This is a genomic window from Alteribacter lacisalsi, assembly GCF_003226345.1.
GTDB classification, from domain to species: Bacteria; Bacillota; Bacilli; order Bacillales; family Salisediminibacteriaceae; genus Alteribacter; species Alteribacter lacisalsi.
Map to the genome: position 1 here is coordinate 382,100 of NZ_PDOF01000001.1, position 17,231 is coordinate 399,330.

Genomic DNA, 17,231 nt, shown 5'->3' on the forward strand with positions numbered 1-17,231 from the left:
AAGGCTTAGGAGAGGGTGGGAATTGTGAAAGGGAATTTTACAATTGTTTTGAAAGTATCTGTAGCTCTGGCAGCAGCATTTGTTCTCGTCGGCGTCCTGATTCCCGATAGACTGGAAACAGCAATGGCCACAGCACAGACATTTATGTTTGAAACCTTCGGCTGGTATTATCAGATTCTGACAACGAGCTTGTTCATTTTTGCGATCTGGCTGGCATTCAGTAAATACGGAAAAGTGAAGCTCGGGGGACCGAAAGAGAAACCTGAGTTTACAAGGCCGGTATGGTTCAGTATGCTGTTCTCGGCCGGAATTGGAATCGGCCTTCTCTTTTACGGTGTGAGCGAGCCGATTGCCCACTTTGCGGATCCTCCCCGTGGAGATGGAGGCACGGAAGAAGCGGCAGTGAACGGGGTGCGCTACACGTGGCTTCACTGGGGGCTCCATGCGTGGTCCATCTACGCCCTTGTTGCCCTGGCCCTCGCCCTGCAGCAGTTCCGCTATAAAGCGCCTGGTCTGATGAGCACGACACTCAGCCCAATATTCGGGGACAGAATGAAAGGCGGATGGGGAAATGCTGTTGACGTGATTGCTGTTTTTGCGACCCTGTTCGGAGTAGCCGCTTCGCTCGGTCTCGGTTCACAGCAGATTAACTCAGGACTTGTTTTCCTGTTTGATATTCCATACAACTTCACTGTTCAGCTTATCATTATGACAATCATTACGGTCATCTTTGTGATCTCGGCTTCAACCGGTATTAAAAAAGGAATCAAATATCTGAGTACGATCAACATGTCTATTACCGGTCTGCTCCTGTTATTTGTTTTTATCGTAGGGCCGACACTTTTCCTTTTGAACATGTTTACTTCCTCTCTTGGAAGCTATCTGCGCACGTTCTTTGATATGGGTCTCAGGATGAGTCCTGTAGATGAACAGGAGGCAGGATGGACGCAGGTCTGGACTGTTTTCTACTGGGCATGGTGGATTTCGTGGACGCCTTTCGTCGGGATGTTCGTTGCCCGTGTCTCGCGGGGACGTACAATCAGGGAGTTTATTGCAGGGGTTATTCTTGCACCGAGTCTGGTAACTTTCATCTGGTTTGCCGTTTTCGGAGGAACGGGGATTTATATGGAGCTTTACGAAGGCCTGAATGTTTCCGGTCAGGAGCTGGAAACCGCCCTGTTTTACGTTTTTCAGGAGCTCCCTTTCACGATGATTATTTCAGCCTTTACGATTATCATCATCACGATTTTTTTCGTCACTACGGCTGACTCAGCTACGTTTGTTCTGGGCATGCAGTCTACGGGAGGAAACCTGAACCCGCCGGTAAAAATTAAAATCCTCTGGGGCTTTATTTTCGTATCGGCAACGGCCGTTCTCCTCGCTGCAGGAGGTCTTGACGCGTTTCAGACAGCGATCGTTGTGAGTGCTTTTCCATTATCCTTTATTCTGATTCTCATGTGTGTAGGGATCGTGAAGACCTTGAGCGATGAGAAAAACATGAAAATCAGAAGAAAATAAAGCTGTAATGACCCTGCCCCTAATCTGGAGCAGGGTTTTTGTATGGGGGTATCGAAGTATGAGAGGAAAGCCCCCCCTTTGGGAAATAACTGTTTACATTGGGGGATTTTGGGTATTGGTACACTAGTGAAACGAAACGGAATTGAACACGAGCAGCAAAGAGCGCTTACATCACGAATAAGAAATCATGCAGGTTGGAAAGTCAGGATCCGGAGGCAGGCTATGATTAATCGATTGGCATATATTTTACTTGTTGCAGGCCTGGCTGTTGCAGGCTGGAGTGCGTTCCAGTGGTATTCTGGAACAGCTGGAGTCAGCCTTGACCCAGAACGGGCACAGGCTGTGGATGAAAACTGGAGCGATACGTCGTTTCAGGAAGTTTACCAAGTCATTGAAATGGACAGTCTGGAGGACCTTCCGGCTTTCGGATCAGTTTCAGACGAGCCGCCGCTCATTACTGAGATTGAGGAGCAGTCTGACGGTACTGTAAGGGAGGAATACCCTTACGAAGCGGGGGACGAGGCTGGAGAACTGATTATTCCGAGACTGGATCGTATTTATGACGTTTTCTGGGGGACAGATGATGAGACTCTTGACCAGGGAGTCGGATACCATGAAGGCGACTTTACGACACCACCTGATGGCTTGAGACACACTGTTTTATCAGGACACCGGGATACGGTATTCCGGGAACTTGGAGAGCTTGAGGAAGGGGACCGGCTGTACGTGGAGTTTGAGGGTTCCCTGTACGAATATCAAATTCGGGATATCTGGATTACAGACGCAGAGGACCGGACCGTGATCGTGGAGAAAGACAGCCCGACACTTACCCTGACGACCTGTTATCCGTTTAACTATTTCGGTTCTGCTCCTGACCGGTATATTATTCAGGCAGAACTGACGGACATAACCGAAAAGGGTTCAGATGAAAACCTTGTTCGTGAAGAAGCATAAAAGACTGGATCGCCAATGCGATGCGGTCTTTTTTGCGATCAGCACGAAAATACATGCGTGTAAACGACAGCCGGCAAAAAAGCTGAAGTGCGGCGAAATCGGGCATTGTTCATAAACAAATAGGTTTTTATTCATCATGTCAAATCCTCCTGCATGTGGTACGATCGTAAATGACTGATTTTTCTAACTTCTGAGGCTCGAGCCTATTGTACTGGAAAATTGTATATATATATAATAGAAGAAAACGGCTCGCCTGCAGGATTTACCGGTTTGCTTTTTGAACCCGGGGATGATGAAGCATGGATCCTCGGTCCGGTGTTTACATAAAAAGCCGATCATGCTGCAAATGTGGACCAGATTTTTTCCCTGATTGAAGAAGCAGGAAGAGCTGTGTTTCCGAGAATTCGTTTTTCCTTAAATGTGGGAAACAAGCTGTCTTAAAACGCAGTCGTGATGCATGGCTGGCAAGAGAAGAGCCGCTCTATTGAAATGATGATTGCTCCTGCGAGCTTACCGGGGAATCGAAATTCATACACGATTGAAAAGCTGAGCGACGCGTCGGAGCACATTCATTTTGATGAAGCTGCCCGTCTGCTCGGTTCGCTTGACGGCTGGGAAGATCCGTCTGGTCAACTGAGGGATTATTTACTGAAGTTCCACATGAAAGCCGCCTGCATAACAGGAAATGGGTCACTTCTTGGAGCTGTAATGTGGGACCGGGTGGGTGAATCAGACTTTGTCAGACTCGAAGATGTTGCCGTTCAGCCGGAAGCAAGAGAAAAGGGAATCGGCACAGAAAGTGTGTGTGTTACGAAAAGAGTTTAATCAGATAAAACGGAAAGGAGAGACGATATTGAGAAATGCAGCACAGCGCTTTATCAGATTTGCTGAAGAAGAATGCCATGATGCAAGCCCCCTTTATGAATTCTTGTCCCAGAAAACATCGGACGATGAAGAGATGTTGGATCTTGCTTCGTCAGCAGCACAGTCAGGCCAGCCGATGCCGAACCTTTTCTTTGCTGCTGTACATGCTGTTCTCCTCACAGGAACCGATCATCCACTTGCCAGATATTATCCGAGTCTCACGTCAGAGGCTGACCTTCCCGAAAAAAGCTGGAAAGCGTTCCGGGATTTCTGTGAGAAATACCAGGAGAAGATAAAAAGCATTATGCAGACCAGACGGGTACAGACAAATGAAATCCGGAGATGTGCCTACCTGTACCCGGTTTTCTGCCATATTTATGAGAAGACGGGGAAACCTCTTTCGATGATTGAGATCGGCACCAGTGCCGGCCTCCAATTGCTGTGGGACAGGTATGCATACTCTTACGGCGGAACGAAGGTTTTCGGTAAAACCGATTCCCCCGTCCGGATTGATTCAGAAGTAACCGGATCGCTCAGCCTTCCCGATGCACCACCCCCTGTAGCTGCAAAAACAGGTGTGGATTTGAATGTGCTGGATGTGGGCAGTGAAGAGGACCGGCGCTGGCTTGATGCGTTAATTTGGCCGGAACATCATGAGAGGCGGGCGCTGTTTAAACAGGCGTCACGCCAGATGCAGGAAGAGAAAGTGTCTCTTGTGGAGGGAGACGGTGTTGCCCTGCTGCCGAAACTGGCATCAGGCATGCCGGATACCACTTCCCTTGTAATTTTTCACACGCATGTAGCCAATCAGATGCCGGAGGAAGTAAAAGAATCCCTGCTGGAAAGCGTGAGCGAGCTGGGACGTATAAGAGAGGTATTTCACGTTTACAACAATATCAGTGACCGTCTGCTTCACCTTGATGCATATCGTCCAGGAAGCACAGACCATCAGACAATCGGAAAAACGGACGGCCACGGCCGCTGGTTTGAATGGACGCTCTAGGCTGTTACAGCAGGATGGTTAGCTGATTACATGTTCATCCTGTACCGGCATTTCGAGATTGCAGTAAAATAAGGAACTTACGTCCTGCCTGGAGGTACCTTCAGGCAGGATTCTTAGTATGGCAAGAAAAGAAGGTCATGCACGCGGAACAAATAAACGTCTCCCTGAACTCCTCCCCAGGCCCTGGAGCTCTGCATAAATAGAGTGGACAGGACATATAGTGTAGCGAGTGCAGACAACCTGTATGACTGCAATTTTTATACAGACAGGCGGGGGAGATATGGCAAAACGAATCGATAAAATAAAACGAATGATGGACGAAAAAAGAAAGCAGCGCCAGCCCGGACGGGTAAGAGAAGGGGAGAAAAGACGGGACAGGGCGACGGTTCCCTGGGTTCAGTCGAGCCATGATGAGGCTCGGGAAGAAACGGACTTTTACCGCCCGAAAGTTCGGAGGATGGATGAGGAAGGCAATCCTGAACCTCTCATTAAAAAAGAGCGGATTATGTTTCAGGTGCTTGCCAGCGTCTGTCTTCTGCTTGTGACGGCGATTCTGTTCAGTATGCCTGCGGGGCAGTTCGACCAGGCCCGGCAGTTTGTTTACAACTCGTTTAACCATGAGTTCGAGTTTACCGCGGTTGCCGGCTGGTACGAAGACCAGTTTGGACGGCCGCTTGCACTGTTGCCCCCGAGTATGGAAGTGGCACCGGAGCCTGAAGGAAGTGAACTGGAATATGCTTCTGCTCTTCCGGCAACAGGGACGATTGCCCAGTCTTTCTCTCAGAACGGCCGGGGAATATACGTGGAAACCGACCTGGATGAAACTGTCGAGGCAGTCAAAAGCGGTGTCATTCGTTTTGTAGGAGAGGACGAAGAGCAGGAATGGGGAAAAACCGTTGTAATCAGCCACTACGATGGAGGAGAATCGTGGTACGGAATGCTTGATAACATTCAGGTGAACCTTTATGACCACGTAGAGGCAGGTGATCTGGTTGGGTACGTCTCCCCTGCCCGTGACAATGAAGCGATCGGCGTTTATTACTTTGCTCTTAAGGAAGGGGAAACATTTGTCGACCCGATTGATGTGATTCCGCTTGATTAGTCTCCTTCGACTTGTTAAAGTCCACCCCCTGTTCTGGCTTGTGCTCGGAACAGGGATCGTAACTGGGTATTTTAAAGAAGTTGCCATGCTTTTCTCCATTGTTTTCATACATGAAATGGGTCATGCGGTCATGGCCAGAAAATTCGGCTGGCGGCTTACGAAAGTGGAGCTCCTTCCCTTTGGCGGTGTGGCCGAAACCGAGGAGTACGGAAACCGGCCGGTAAAAGAAGAACTTCTTGTAGTACTGGCGGGTCCCATCCAGCATCTCTGGCTGATGGGCCTTAGTTTTTTCCTTCTTCCAATGTCCTGGTGGAGTGCGGCGGACCACCAAGTCTTTCTTTTTCATAACCTCACCATACTTCTGTTTAATCTGCTTCCGGTTAAGCCTCTTGATGGAGGAAAGCTGGTTTTTGTTCTGCAGAGCGCGCTGATGCCCTACAGGCAGGCGATGACCGTCTCCTTTTATTTTTCACTCGCCGTTCTGGCCGCCCTTTCAGTCACAGCATTAGCACTTCTGCCGTTTCATTTAAATCTGATTGTAGTACTTGCTTTTCTCGCCATTCACCATTATCTTGAATGGCGGCAGCGGCATTTTATCTTCATGCGTTTTCTGATCGAACGGCGGGATAAAAAGACAGGTGTACCTGAAAAGCTGAGACCTGTGTTTGTCAGCGGCAATGAACAGGTAGCAGACGTGATCAGGCAGTTTCGCCGGGACTGCCGGCATGTGATCATAAAAAAGGATTCGGGAGATGCGGCGGAGGAACAGACTGTAGTTGATGCTTTTTTTCATAAAGATAAAAGAATGTGCCCTGTAGGCTCTCTGTTTCTGTAGCCGTCAGGGCTTTTCGTGTATAATACGAACCAGCATAAAGAAGAAACGGAGCGAAAGCCGGTGTACGAAATAGTACTGAACACCAATACAGACGAAAAAAGAGGAGCGGTACTTCAGAATGGCCGGGTCACAGAGTGGCTGCTCGAGCCTCGGTCACAAGGAGCAAGAGTGGGCGACATTTACAGCGGAAAAGTGACGAAGGTTCTCCCTGGAATGGAAGCGGCATTTATTCATCTCGGTACAGGGAAGGACGGCTATTTACATACGAAGGAAGTACGCGCCACAGAAGGAGGGAAACGCCCGCTCACTTCTTGCCTCAAGGAAGGTCAGACCGTACTGGTGCAGATCGTAAAAGAGGAAATGAGTACAAAGGGACCTCGGCTCACAGAATTCATTCAGCTGCCGGGCCAGACGATTGTCTATTTGCCTTATTCTGACTACGTTGCTGTCTCGAAGCGCCTGGGAGATGATACCCTACGCAGCGAGTGGCGCGAGTTTGCCAGGGAAACGGTGCGCGGCCTGGAAGGCCTTATCATTCGTACGGCAGCAAAGGAACTGGAAAAATCCCAGATTGTCCGGGAGTTGAACGTCTTAAGAGGACTGTTTGACGACTGTCTGACCGAGGCGGCAGAACAGAAAGCCCCCTCGCTTGTATTTGCCGGAGGGTCGCTCGTTCTTCAGGCAGCCCGGGATTATGCCCACAATCCGGGAACGGAAATCGTCTGTGATAACCAGAAGGATGCGGCATTTTTAAAACGCTGGCTCGGGATGAACCCGTCTGTGCAGGCCGCCGTTCGTCATCACACTGGCCGAGAGGGTCTGTTTACGGCATATGATCTTGAGAAAAAGCTGGAGCGGGTGCTGGAGAAACGGGCATGGCTGAAGAGCGGCGGATTCCTGGTGATCGAGGAAACCGAAGCGATGACCGTGATCGATGTGAATTCAGGAAAGTTCACCGGAAAAAAAGATCTGGCCGATACAGCAGTAAAAGTGAACCTGGAGGCTGCCGCAGCGGTGGCAGAAGAGCTCCGCCTTAGAGATCTTGGCGGCATCGTCATGATCGATTTTATCGATATGGAGGATGACGCGGGGAGGGCAGCAGTCCTGCGTGCACTGAACGACGCCCTGAAAAAAGACCGGACGAAGACGAGTGTCGCCGGATTCACAAGCCTGGGTCTGGTGGAAATGACCAGGAAAAAAGCCCGTTCGTCTGTGGCGGACCGGATGCTTGAATCTTGTGCTGTGTGCAGTGGAACCGGTCAGGTCCGCTCCAGAGAAAGTCTGGCGGCAGCCCTTGAGCGAGAGCTGCTGGCACTTCCGTCAGACACCGAAGCGGTCTGCATCAGCGCGAATGCGTCTCTGGCATCGTATCTGGAGTCCGGTTCCAATCAGGGTGATCTCGAGAAGCGGACAGGCAAGCTTGTTTTCTTTTTCCGGGGGGAAGAAGGGGAGGGCTATTCGCTCCGTCTGACGGGGGACCGTGCGGAGGTGGAAGGTTTCTGGCGCCGGTCAACTGGCCGTTGACACTGGTTTTTCGCGTATGGTATGATATCTCTTGTTAGTTGTTTGGCTGCGCCCAAAGAACTGCAACCGCGCAGATCAGGTTTTTAAGCTGCCAGCCTCTTATACAGAGAATGGAAAGCACCTGTGATGGCGAGTCTGAGTATTTAAGGAGGTGCGCATATGTACGCAATTATTGAAACAGGCGGCAAGCAGGTTAAAGTTGAGGAAGGTCAGGAGATCTTCATCGAAAAGCTTGATGCTGTTGAAGGTGACACGGTTACTTTTGACCGCGTAATCCTTGTCGGCGGAGACGAAACGAAAGTAGGTTCTCCACTGGTAGACGGAGCGAGTGTTACTGCTAAAGTCGAAAAACACGGTAAAGGCAAGAAGACCATCGTGTATAAGATGAAAAAGCGTAAGAACTACCGTCGCAAGCAGGGTCACCGTCAGCCTTACACAAAAGTGACAATCAATTCAATTACCGTTTAATCGGGGGCTTTTATGATTAAGGTCACGATTGAGCGAAATGACAATAAGCATGTGATGGCGTTTACGATGGAAGGACATGCTGAATCGGGACCCCACGGTCATGACCTGGTGTGTGCCGCAGCGTCTGCTCTGTCGTTTGGCTCCATCAATGCGGTTGCAGAGCTTACCGGCCTCGAGCTCCCGGTTGAAATGGGAGACGAAGGCGGCTTTCTCCGCTGCCGTGTGCCTCAGGATTTAGAGGCCGGTACGGCTGAGAAAGTACAATTGCTCTTAGAAGGGCTCATCGTATCGTTTGCCATGCTGGAGGAACAATACGGAGAGTACATCCAGGTATCCGGGAGGTGAAAGATATGTTTTTGAAACTCGATCTTCAGTTTTTCGCCCAGAAAAAAGGGGTAGGTAGTACGAAGAACGGTCGTGACTCGATCTCCAAACGCCTCGGTACGAAGCGTGGAGACGGTCAGTCTGTTACAGGCGGCTCTATCCTTGTGCGTCAGCGCGGAACTCGCATTTACCCAGGTGTAAACGTAGGTAAAGGCGGAGACGACACGCTTTTCGCTAAAGTTGACGGCGTTGTTAAATTCGAACGTGTAGGACGTGACCGCAAGCGCGTGAGCGTATACCCGGAAGTTCAGGAAGCGTAAGCTCCCTGCGCCGGACAACATAGAAGATCAACCCCCTGTGCTCATCTTTGAGTGCAGGGGGTTTCTTTTATGGGAAGAAGTCCTAGTTATACATGATAACTGAACTTGTGCCTGATGACTCATGGCTTATAAGCGAAAATTTGAATTTATGAGCGGAATTTTCCTTTTTTAAGCGGAAATCTTAATTTATGAGCGAAAATATCTTTTTATGAGCGAAAAACGCATAGTATAAGCTAATCCAAATCCGCTCAGCCTCCCGCTTGCGCCTCGTCCGCCCGAAAGTGGTAAAATAAAGACAGAAGGAGGCGGTCAGCGATGAGCAAAGTGATCCTTTTTGACGGCGAATGCAGCTTTTGCGATAAAAGTGTGCAGTTTATTATTAAGCGGGACCCTGAAGGCGTGTTCAAGTTTGCTTCCCTCCAGAGTGACGCCGGGCGTCAGCTTCTGCAGGAATACGGCGTTCCCGAATCGACGGACAGCATGGTACTGATCGATAGTGGAAAGTACTATCTCCGGTCATCGGCGGCACTTCGAATCTGCCGTCATCTGAATGGGCTGTGGAAAATTCTGTACATCTTTATCGTCGTGCCTCCGCCGGTTCGGAATGCGATATACGGAATCATCGCCAAAAACCGCTACAGATGGTTCGGGAAAAAAGACAGTTGCGCACTCCCCTCCCCGGATGTGAGGAAAAGATTTCTGTAGCTGATGATGGTGGACGGTGCACATATGGGAGTTACCTAGGAACTTATGGGATTTAATTTAGAGCATATGGGAATTCATTCAGGACATATGGGATTTACCCCGGCAATTTGGCGGGAGGGAAAACCAACTCAACCGAAAGGGGCAGCCAAAATGAAGATCACTGTTGTCGGTTACTGGGGCGCATACCCTGAAAAAGGAGAAGCGACTTCGTGTTATCTGATCGAGCATAAGGGAATGAAAGTCGTTATTGACTGTGGAAGCGGCGCGGTTTCACAGCTGCAGCAATACACGGAGCTGAAAGATATTGACGCTGTTGTGTTTACTCATTACCACGCTGATCATACGGCTGACCTTGGGGTGCTTCAGTACAGCCGGATTGTGGACAAGGGGCTTGAACGGACTAGCGACCATCTGATTATGTACGGACATCAGGAAGACCCGGATGGATTCGCCACTCTTAGCAAAGAAGGGGCAGCGCAGGGACTTCCATACAACGATAAAGAATCTCTCCACCTTGGGGAAATGACGTTTTCCTTCTGCCGGACGGACCATCCGGTTCCATGTTTCGCGGTCCGAGTGGAAGCAGAAGGGCGTTCGTTTGTGTTTACTGCGGATACAACATACATCGACGCACTTGAATCATTCAGCAGAGATACGGATTTACTAATCGCGGAAACGAGTTTTTATGAGGGGCAGGAAGCGAAGAACTTTGGCCATATGAACAGCACCGAGGCAGGACGGCTTGCTGAAAGATCCGGAGCTGTAAAGCTTGTTCTCACCCACCTTCCTCATTTTGGCCGTCATGATGACCTCGTAACAGAAGCCAAAAAAGAGTTCGGCGGCCCGGCAGAGCTTGCTGCATCCGGGAATATATACGAATTATAAACAGGTTTTCATAAAAGCACCTTTCCTTCCGGTATTTCCCCGGTCAGGAAAGTGCTTTTTTTTGGAGAAAAACGCTTGTGAATTTAAATATAACTGATAATTCGGAATGAATCACTGATCAAGCTGAAAAGTAAACCTTTACAATACCTTCACAATTGATTAACACTCTGTTTATTTCTCCTTAATATATCGACTCTATACTACTAAGTGTGAGAGAGAGAGTCACATAAAAAGAGAATTCACTCGATATGAGGAGGAAATTGTCATGAAAAAGTTTGGCTTATCAGTTGTAGCAGCAGGGTTGGTAGCAGTTGCGGCAGCTTGTGGTGGAGGAGAAGACGATACGGCAAGCGGAGATAACGGCAGCACAGGTTCTGACGAAAACGGGTCAGCAGAGGAGAGCGGGGACGAGCGTCCTGAAGGCTTCCTGGAAATCCGCGGATCTGACACAATGGTAAACCTTGGCCAGGCTTTTGCTGAAGGTTACATGGACATAAATGAGTTAGGTGATATTTCTGTAACCGGCGGCGGTTCTGGTACCGGTATTGCAGCAATGATTAACAATGATATAGATATTGCGCAGTCTTCACGGGCAATGACAGAGGAAGAATTCGAAGAAGCAGAAGCAAATGGTGCTGAACCTCATGAATTTATCGTAGGTCAGGACGGACTTGCAGTTGCAATTCATAACGACAATCCGGTTGAAGAGCTGACTTTTGCTCAGATAAAGGATATTTTCACAGGTGAAATTACGGACTGGTCAGAGGTTGGCTGGGATGATGGCGGAACGATTTCTGTTGCTTCTCGTCAATCAAACTCCGGTACGTATGTTTATTTCAACCAGAACGTAATGGACGGAGAGGACTTTGCACCGGATGCCCAGTTCCTTCCTGGATCTTCTGCCATCCGTGAAGCGGTTGAGCAGGACGCGAGCGCGATTGGTTATATTGGAATCGGTTATGTAGAGGGCATTGACGCTGTGAACGTAGCTCTCGATGAAGACAGTGAGTATGTGTCTCCATTTGAAGAGGAGAATGTTGATGAAGGTCTTTATCCGATTGCCCGTCCACTGTACTTCTACGTCAATGGAACACCTGATGGGATCATGGAAGACTACCTGAAATGGGTTATCTACGATGAAGATGCAGACGAACTCCGCTATGACACTGGTTTCTATCAAATCGGAGACGAGTACATGGATCAGAACGAAGAAACCTTCGAAGAACTCGGAATTGATCTTGATTAATTAACAGGTAACGCCGGCGGGAGGGGATGATCATTTCATATCCTCTCCTTCCGTTATTATTTGGATTACATTGATATGAAACAGTACATGAAGACCGCGGCAGGGATGCCGCTGAAATCTGATCCGGTAATTCCTCAATATAAAATCCGGATTGGGACTGGAGGGGAAAACGTGTCAAGTCAGGCTGAAAAACACTATGAAAATGATGAGATACAAAATCTGCAGAAAGTAACGAAAGAGAAACTTACTCAGAAATCATTTAAGTCCAATATTTTTGATTATATGATTGAAAAAATGTTCTTTGTATTCGGTTCGATTGCGGTTTTTATTTTGCTTCTGCTTCTGTATTTCCTGATTCGCGAGGGATGGCCTGCCATTCAGGAAAATGGAGTTATGCCATACATTACAGAAACGAGATGGAATCCATCATCAGGGGAACCGGGGTTTGGCGCGCTTCCTTTTATCACCAGCTCTATTATGGTGACGCTTGGCGCTTTAATTATAGCCATTCCGTGGGGCATCTTTACCGCTATTTTTATCGCTGAAATTGCCCCTAAACGTGTAAGGGAAACCCTGAAGCCGGTAGTGGAAGTGCTTGCTATTTTCCCGTCTGTTGTTCTGGGATTCATTGCCCTTGTTATTTTAGGACCGATTGTGGCCAATATATTTGATCTCTCGAACGGGCGGACAGCCCTTACAGCCTCCCTGATTCTGTCGGTGATGGCGCTTCCGACAATTATCAGTATTGCGGAAGATTCACTCAGGAGTGTTCCGAAAGATTACCGTGAAGCTGCCTATGCCCTGGGTGCCTCGCGCTGGGAAACGATTAAAATCGTTACCCTTCCTGCGGCAAAGTCAGGCATCGTAGCCGGTGTGATGCTTGGATTCGGACGTGCAGTTGGAGAAACGATGACGGTTCTGATGGCAGCTGGTAACTCCCTTAACATGCCAATCTCGGAATTCTTCGGAGTGGCATTGCCAAACTTCCTTATGTCTGTTCGTACACTGACAGCAAACATTGCTATTGAAGGTTCCGATGTGCCATGGGGCAGTCTTCATTACAGTTCCCTGTTCGTTCTGGCACTGATCCTGTTTGTGATCACCTTTATTATTAATCTGATTGCAGACCTGCTCATTTCACGGCAAAGGAGGAAGCTGACCAATGAGTAAGCAGATGACACAGAAAGTATGGTTTACCATTTGCGGAGCTTTCGCCGCACTTACAATTGCAGCGCTTCTCTTCCTGCTCATTTCAATTATCCGGGAAGGAGCCCATGTCCTGAGCTGGGCGTTTCTGACTCAGGAACCAAGGAGAAATATGACAGAAGGCGGGATTATGCCGGCCCTTGTAGGGACATTTTATGTGGCCTCTCTCACCGTACTCATTTCAGTGCCGGTTGGGGTTGGAGCCGCGATCTACCTGAATGAATACGCGAAGCAGGGACCTGTGGTCAGAGTAATTCGGATGAGCATCCGTAACCTGGCCGGTGTACCTTCCATCGTATACGGACTGTTCGGGCTTGCTATTTTTGCAGCCACGCTCCGGATGGGGGTAGGCCTGATTACTGCAGCGATTACACTGGCAATTATGGTACTGCCGTGGATTATCACAGCTTCAGAAGAGGCTTTGAAAGCCGTGCCGTCTTCATTCCGTGAAGGAGGACTGGCTCTCGGAGCTACAAAATGGCAGACGATCCGCCAGCTTGTCCTTCCGACAGCCGTACCTGGTATGGCAACAGGATCCATACTCGGTCTTGCCCGGGCTGCCGGTGAAACAGCACCGATTATACTGACTGGGGCAGCCTACTTTTCAAGAAACCTGCCGACAAGTCTAAATGATAGTTTTATGGCTCTGCCGTATCATCTTTACATTCTTGCTACCCAGCATGCCCAGACAGCAACGGTCCGGCCGATTGCCTATGGGACTGCACTGGTGCTCATTATGATGGTCGTGCTGTTAAATCTGAGTGCGATATTACTTCGAAACTATTACCGGAAGAAAAATGAAGCTCTGTAAAACCTTCACCTGAACAGGATCACTGACTCAAGCCTGGAGGCAATACACGGTTAAGCTGAAAAACATACATTCGGAGGGGATGTAACATGGCAACATTTGAAACAGCAGTAAAGGAAAACAGAAAAAAGCGTCCAATCGTTCAGCCGGAGGTGGATAAGGAAGAAAATATCTTCTCTGCTAAAGGACTGAACCTCTGGTACGGAAACGACCAGGCCCTTAAAAACATTGATCTTGATATAAAAAAGAACGGTGTAACAGCGATTATCGGCCCGTCAGGATGCGGGAAATCAACGTTTCTTAAAACATTGAACCGGATGGTTGAGCTGGTGCCAATCGTAAAAATCAGCGGCTCAATCGATTATCACGGGGTTAACATTTTTGACCCTTCTGTCAACCTTGTGGAACTTCGTTCTTCTGTGGGGATGGTGTTTCAGAAGCCGAATCCGTTCCCGAAATCCATTTATGACAACGTGGCATTCGGCCCCCGGGTTCAGGGGATCCGTAAAAAGGCACAGCTGAAGGAACTGGTTGAAAAAAGCCTTCGGAACGCTGGTCTCTGGGATGAGGTAAAAGACCGACTCGGCGAATCAGCTCTCGGGTTGTCCGGGGGACAGCAGCAGCGTCTCTGCATCGCACGCTGCATGGCTGTTCAGCCTGAAGTGATTCTCATGGACGAACCCACATCAGCTCTTGATCCGAAATCCACGCTTAAAGTGGAGGAACTGATTCAGGATCTCAAAAAAGATTATTCCATCGTTATCGTCACCCACAACATGCAGCAGGCAGCGCGGATCAGTGACAAAACGGCTTTCTTTCTGAATGGGGAAGTGGTTGAATACGATGAAACAGACACCATTTTTTCAAATCCTTCAGATAAGCGGACCGAAGATTACATTACCGGCCGCTTCGGATAAAGGAGGGGCACAATGGCAGTTCGGGGAACGTTTGCTGCGAGTCTTGAGGAATTAAAGATAGAGGTTATGCTGCTCGGATCGATGGTCAGGAATTCTCTTACAGAGACAATGGAAGCTTTCGAGACCGGGAATTATTCAAGGTTTGAACAGATGATCGAACAGGATCAAACCGTCAATGAGCTTGAACAGGACATTAACGATGAAGCGACCCTGCTGATTGCCAGACAGCAGCCGGTTGCTTCGGATCTCCGCCGGATTATCGTCATGCTTAAAATCTCCAGTGATCTGGAACGTGTCGGTGATCTTGCTGTGGATATGTCCAAGGCGGCAAAACGCATCAGGCTCTCGGAAATGATGGAAGAACACAGAAGTGCCCTGATCGAACTGGCGGCCAAAGCCGATTACATGCTCAAAGAAGTGCTTCACGCGTATAAGGAGCGGAACGTTCTTCGTGCCCAGCAGATTGCCGGTTTTGACGATGATGTGGACCGGGCATACGGAGAGTTTGTAAAATCCATTTTTAATGTTGCCGTTTCCGAGAAAAAGGATATTCAGCAGATTACTCAGATGGCGTTCATTTCACGTTATATAGAGCGTATCGCTGATTACGCCACAAACATTGCTGAGTGGATTATCTATGAAGTGAACGGGCAGCGGTTTGATCTGAACTGATTGCACGTATAAAGTTATGTATTTACTGGGGGAGGATAAAGGGGGATCATTGTGGGTGAAGCGATTATCATTATAGAACAGGATGAAGAGATTGTTAGAGTGCTGGATCATCACTTCAGCAAAGCGGGGTTCATAATCCATACGACTCCGGACGCTAAACAGGCTTTGAAAATGGTTGCAGCTGTCGAGCCGGCAGCGGTTATTACCGAGCTCGATCTGCCGGGATTCAGCGGTCTTGACCTTTGCCGGGAGCTTCGTTTCGGTATTGACAACTGGACACCTCTGATACTGATTTCAGAAAAAAACGAGGAGCTTGACGCTGTACTCGGTCTGGAACTCGGAGCAGATGACTATGTAACAAAGCCTCTCAGAATAAAGGAATTGACGGCGCGCGTGAAATCAACAATTCGCAGAGGGAAAAAATGCTGCCAAACGGCTCAGACCGATGACCGGGAAGCCGTCTCAAGGATTATAAATATCGGAGATTTGAAAATCGACCCGGATCATTTTCATGTTTTCAAAAACGGAGAACACGTGGATCTGACAAGGAAAGAGTTTGAGCTGCTTTTTTACCTGACAAAAAACAAAGGAAAAGCGCTCTCCCGGGAAAGACTGCTTGATGAGCTCTCGGTTGATGATGTGGACCTTGATGTTCGGATAATCGATGTTTTTGTGAGCCGGCTCCGGCAGAAGATTGAATCAAACCGTAAGAATCCGATTTATATAAAGACGGTAAGAAATATCGGATACATGATGAACGATGTAAAAACACCTGTTCTATCCTAGAAATCAGCCTCAGGCTGGTTTCTTCTTTTTGATTCGGCTTAAAACAACAATCTTTCCTAAAACAGCTTTTGATTTGACAATATCTTGACGAAACCAAGGTTTTCTTTACCCTGCCCGTATAAAACGATATACTACATAGAGTAATCAACATGAAAAGGAGGAAAACCGTACATGAATTATACTGCAATGCTTCATACCCATACACTCGCCTGGTTCGTCATGCTGATCCTGTTTGCCGTAACCATTATTCTTCTGAGATCAGGAAAGGCAAAAGGCGGTAAAATTGTTCAGATGACACTTCGCCTGTTTTACATATTTGTACTTGTATCAGGCGGTACGCTTCTGATTATGAACCCTTACTGGGCTACAGTCGTGAAAGGTATTCTGGCTGTTCTGCTCATTTTTACGATGGAAAGAATCTCAACCGGGACCAAAAAAGGCACACTTCAAGGCTCACAGCCGATGGTACTCTGGACGCAATTTGCGATCCTCTCCATTATCGTGATTTACTTCGGATACTTTGTAACGTAAACAGGCCCCTCATTGGGGTCTTTTTTGTTACCATCAAACACCCGATTAAACTGATTATTCAAACAATAATTTCGTGTGACGAAAGAACTGTTCTCCCTCTTCTGAAAGTAAAAATCGGGTGACTTTTGCACTGATCTTACCAGAAACAGTGAAAATGCCGTATCTGTTTCATCTTCCTTTCATAGTCTGGTTGAGGTGAAGGGAGGGATGAACATGATCTTTACGCTGTTCCGTTATACAGTATCCATTGAAAAACAGCCGTACACAGAACGTGATATTGAAAAGGAATGTGCCTATCAGCGCCGATGCAGACAAGTGGATCAGCAGCGGAACCGGCAGGCAGAAATGTACCGGATTCTTTAAAGTTGTGCAAATCAGACAATAACGATCGCGAAAAAAATAGTTATGGCCGAACTTCAGGCAAGTCAGACCATTTCAAACCAAGGAGTGGAGAGCAATGACAGAAATATCTCAAGTAAAAAAGATCTGGCACCCAATTGGGGACGGCTCCGGGTAGTGAATTCAGACTATGTTTTCGACATCGTTCCTACTAAGCCTGCAGG

The 17,231-nt window shown here is 48.3% G+C and carries 20 protein-coding genes and 1 other annotated feature; all 20 genes read left to right on the forward strand.

The window, feature by feature from the left end; translation table 11 throughout:
* The first annotated feature begins 24 nt into the window (after positions 1-24).
* The 20 genes from CR205_RS01745 (at position 25) to CR205_RS20145 (ending at position 17,031) form a co-directional block, all read left to right on the forward strand.
* A complete protein-coding gene (locus tag CR205_RS01745) occupies positions 25-1,518 on the forward strand; it encodes a BCCT family transporter (protein ID WP_110516342.1) in 1,494 nt (497 codons plus the stop codon).
* Positions 1,519-1,740: 222 nt separating this feature from the next.
* Positions 1,741-2,472: a class D sortase gene (locus tag CR205_RS01750; protein ID WP_110516344.1), complete on the forward strand. Its 732-nt coding sequence runs from the start codon at positions 1,741-1,743 to the stop codon at positions 2,470-2,472.
* 453 nt (positions 2,473-2,925) lie between these two features.
* Positions 2,926-3,297, forward strand: coding sequence for a GNAT family N-acetyltransferase (locus CR205_RS01755; protein WP_142669843.1), 372 nt, complete (start codon positions 2,926-2,928; stop codon positions 3,295-3,297).
* Positions 3,298-3,322: 25 nt separating this feature from the next.
* Positions 3,323-4,339, forward strand: coding sequence for a DUF2332 domain-containing protein (locus tag CR205_RS01760; RefSeq protein ID WP_407923555.1), 1,017 nt, complete (start codon positions 3,323-3,325; stop codon positions 4,337-4,339).
* A 280-nt stretch (positions 4,340-4,619) separates the two neighbouring features.
* Positions 4,620-5,441, forward strand: coding sequence for a M23 family metallopeptidase (locus CR205_RS01765; protein WP_161524632.1), 822 nt, complete (start codon positions 4,620-4,622; stop codon positions 5,439-5,441).
* Positions 5,434-6,276, forward strand: a complete 843-nt coding sequence (locus CR205_RS01770) for a M50 family metallopeptidase (RefSeq protein WP_110516351.1) — start codon at positions 5,434-5,436, stop codon at positions 6,274-6,276. The genes CR205_RS01765 and CR205_RS01770 overlap by 8 nt, the downstream gene beginning before the upstream one ends.
* Positions 6,277-6,336: 60 nt before the next feature.
* Entirely contained in the window at positions 6,337-7,800 is a 1,464-nt protein-coding gene (locus CR205_RS01775) for an Rne/Rng family ribonuclease (protein ID WP_161524633.1), read from the forward strand.
* Positions 7,801-7,854: 54 nt separating this feature from the next.
* Positions 7,855-7,947: a sequence feature (ribosomal protein L21 leader region), on the forward strand.
* 12 nt (positions 7,948-7,959) lie between these two features.
* Positions 7,960-8,268, forward strand: a complete 309-nt coding sequence (rplU, locus tag CR205_RS01780) for a 50S ribosomal protein L21 (RefSeq protein ID WP_110516353.1) — start codon at positions 7,960-7,962, stop codon at positions 8,266-8,268.
* Positions 8,269-8,280: 12 nt separating this feature from the next.
* Positions 8,281-8,613 (forward strand): ribosomal-processing cysteine protease Prp, encoded by a 333-nt coding sequence (locus tag CR205_RS01785; protein ID WP_110516354.1) that lies wholly within the window; start codon positions 8,281-8,283, stop codon positions 8,611-8,613.
* Positions 8,614-8,618: 5 nt separating this feature from the next.
* Complete coding sequence (rpmA, locus tag CR205_RS01790; RefSeq protein ID WP_110516356.1) at positions 8,619-8,912, forward strand: 50S ribosomal protein L27; 294 nt, start codon at positions 8,619-8,621, stop codon at positions 8,910-8,912.
* A gap of 315 nt (positions 8,913-9,227) precedes the next feature.
* Positions 9,228-9,617, forward strand: coding sequence for a thiol-disulfide oxidoreductase DCC family protein (locus CR205_RS01795; protein ID WP_110516358.1), 390 nt, complete (start codon positions 9,228-9,230; stop codon positions 9,615-9,617).
* A gap of 150 nt (positions 9,618-9,767) precedes the next feature.
* Complete coding sequence (locus tag CR205_RS01800) at positions 9,768-10,502, forward strand: MBL fold metallo-hydrolase (RefSeq protein WP_110516359.1); 735 nt, start codon at positions 9,768-9,770, stop codon at positions 10,500-10,502.
* A gap of 265 nt (positions 10,503-10,767) precedes the next feature.
* Positions 10,768-11,748 (forward strand): phosphate ABC transporter substrate-binding protein, encoded by a 981-nt coding sequence (locus tag CR205_RS01805; RefSeq protein WP_110516361.1) that lies wholly within the window; start codon positions 10,768-10,770, stop codon positions 11,746-11,748.
* Positions 11,749-11,823: 75 nt separating this feature from the next.
* Entirely contained in the window at positions 11,824-12,918 is a 1,095-nt protein-coding gene (gene pstC, locus CR205_RS01810) for a phosphate ABC transporter permease subunit PstC (protein ID WP_236634676.1), read from the forward strand.
* A complete protein-coding gene (gene pstA, locus CR205_RS01815; protein ID WP_110516363.1) occupies positions 12,911-13,765 on the forward strand; it encodes a phosphate ABC transporter permease PstA in 855 nt (284 codons plus the stop codon). Before pstC ends, pstA begins: the two co-directional genes overlap by 8 nt.
* Before the next feature lie 86 nt (positions 13,766-13,851).
* Complete coding sequence (gene pstB, locus CR205_RS01820) at positions 13,852-14,679, forward strand: phosphate ABC transporter ATP-binding protein PstB (protein WP_110516365.1); 828 nt, start codon at positions 13,852-13,854, stop codon at positions 14,677-14,679.
* A 12-nt stretch (positions 14,680-14,691) separates the two neighbouring features.
* Positions 14,692-15,351 (forward strand): phosphate signaling complex protein PhoU, encoded by a 660-nt coding sequence (phoU, locus tag CR205_RS01825; RefSeq protein ID WP_110516367.1) that lies wholly within the window; start codon positions 14,692-14,694, stop codon positions 15,349-15,351.
* A gap of 51 nt (positions 15,352-15,402) precedes the next feature.
* The gene (locus CR205_RS01830; RefSeq protein WP_110516370.1) at positions 15,403-16,137 is read left to right on the forward strand and encodes a response regulator transcription factor; all 735 of its coding nucleotides are present in this window, start codon (positions 15,403-15,405) and stop codon (positions 16,135-16,137) included.
* Between the two features lie 171 nt (positions 16,138-16,308).
* Entirely contained in the window at positions 16,309-16,668 is a 360-nt protein-coding gene (locus CR205_RS01835) for a DUF1516 family protein (protein WP_110516372.1), read from the forward strand.
* A gap of 213 nt (positions 16,669-16,881) precedes the next feature.
* Positions 16,882-17,031, forward strand: coding sequence for a hypothetical protein (locus CR205_RS20145; RefSeq protein ID WP_161524634.1), 150 nt, complete (start codon positions 16,882-16,884; stop codon positions 17,029-17,031).
* Positions 17,032-17,231: the final 200 nt, after the last annotated feature.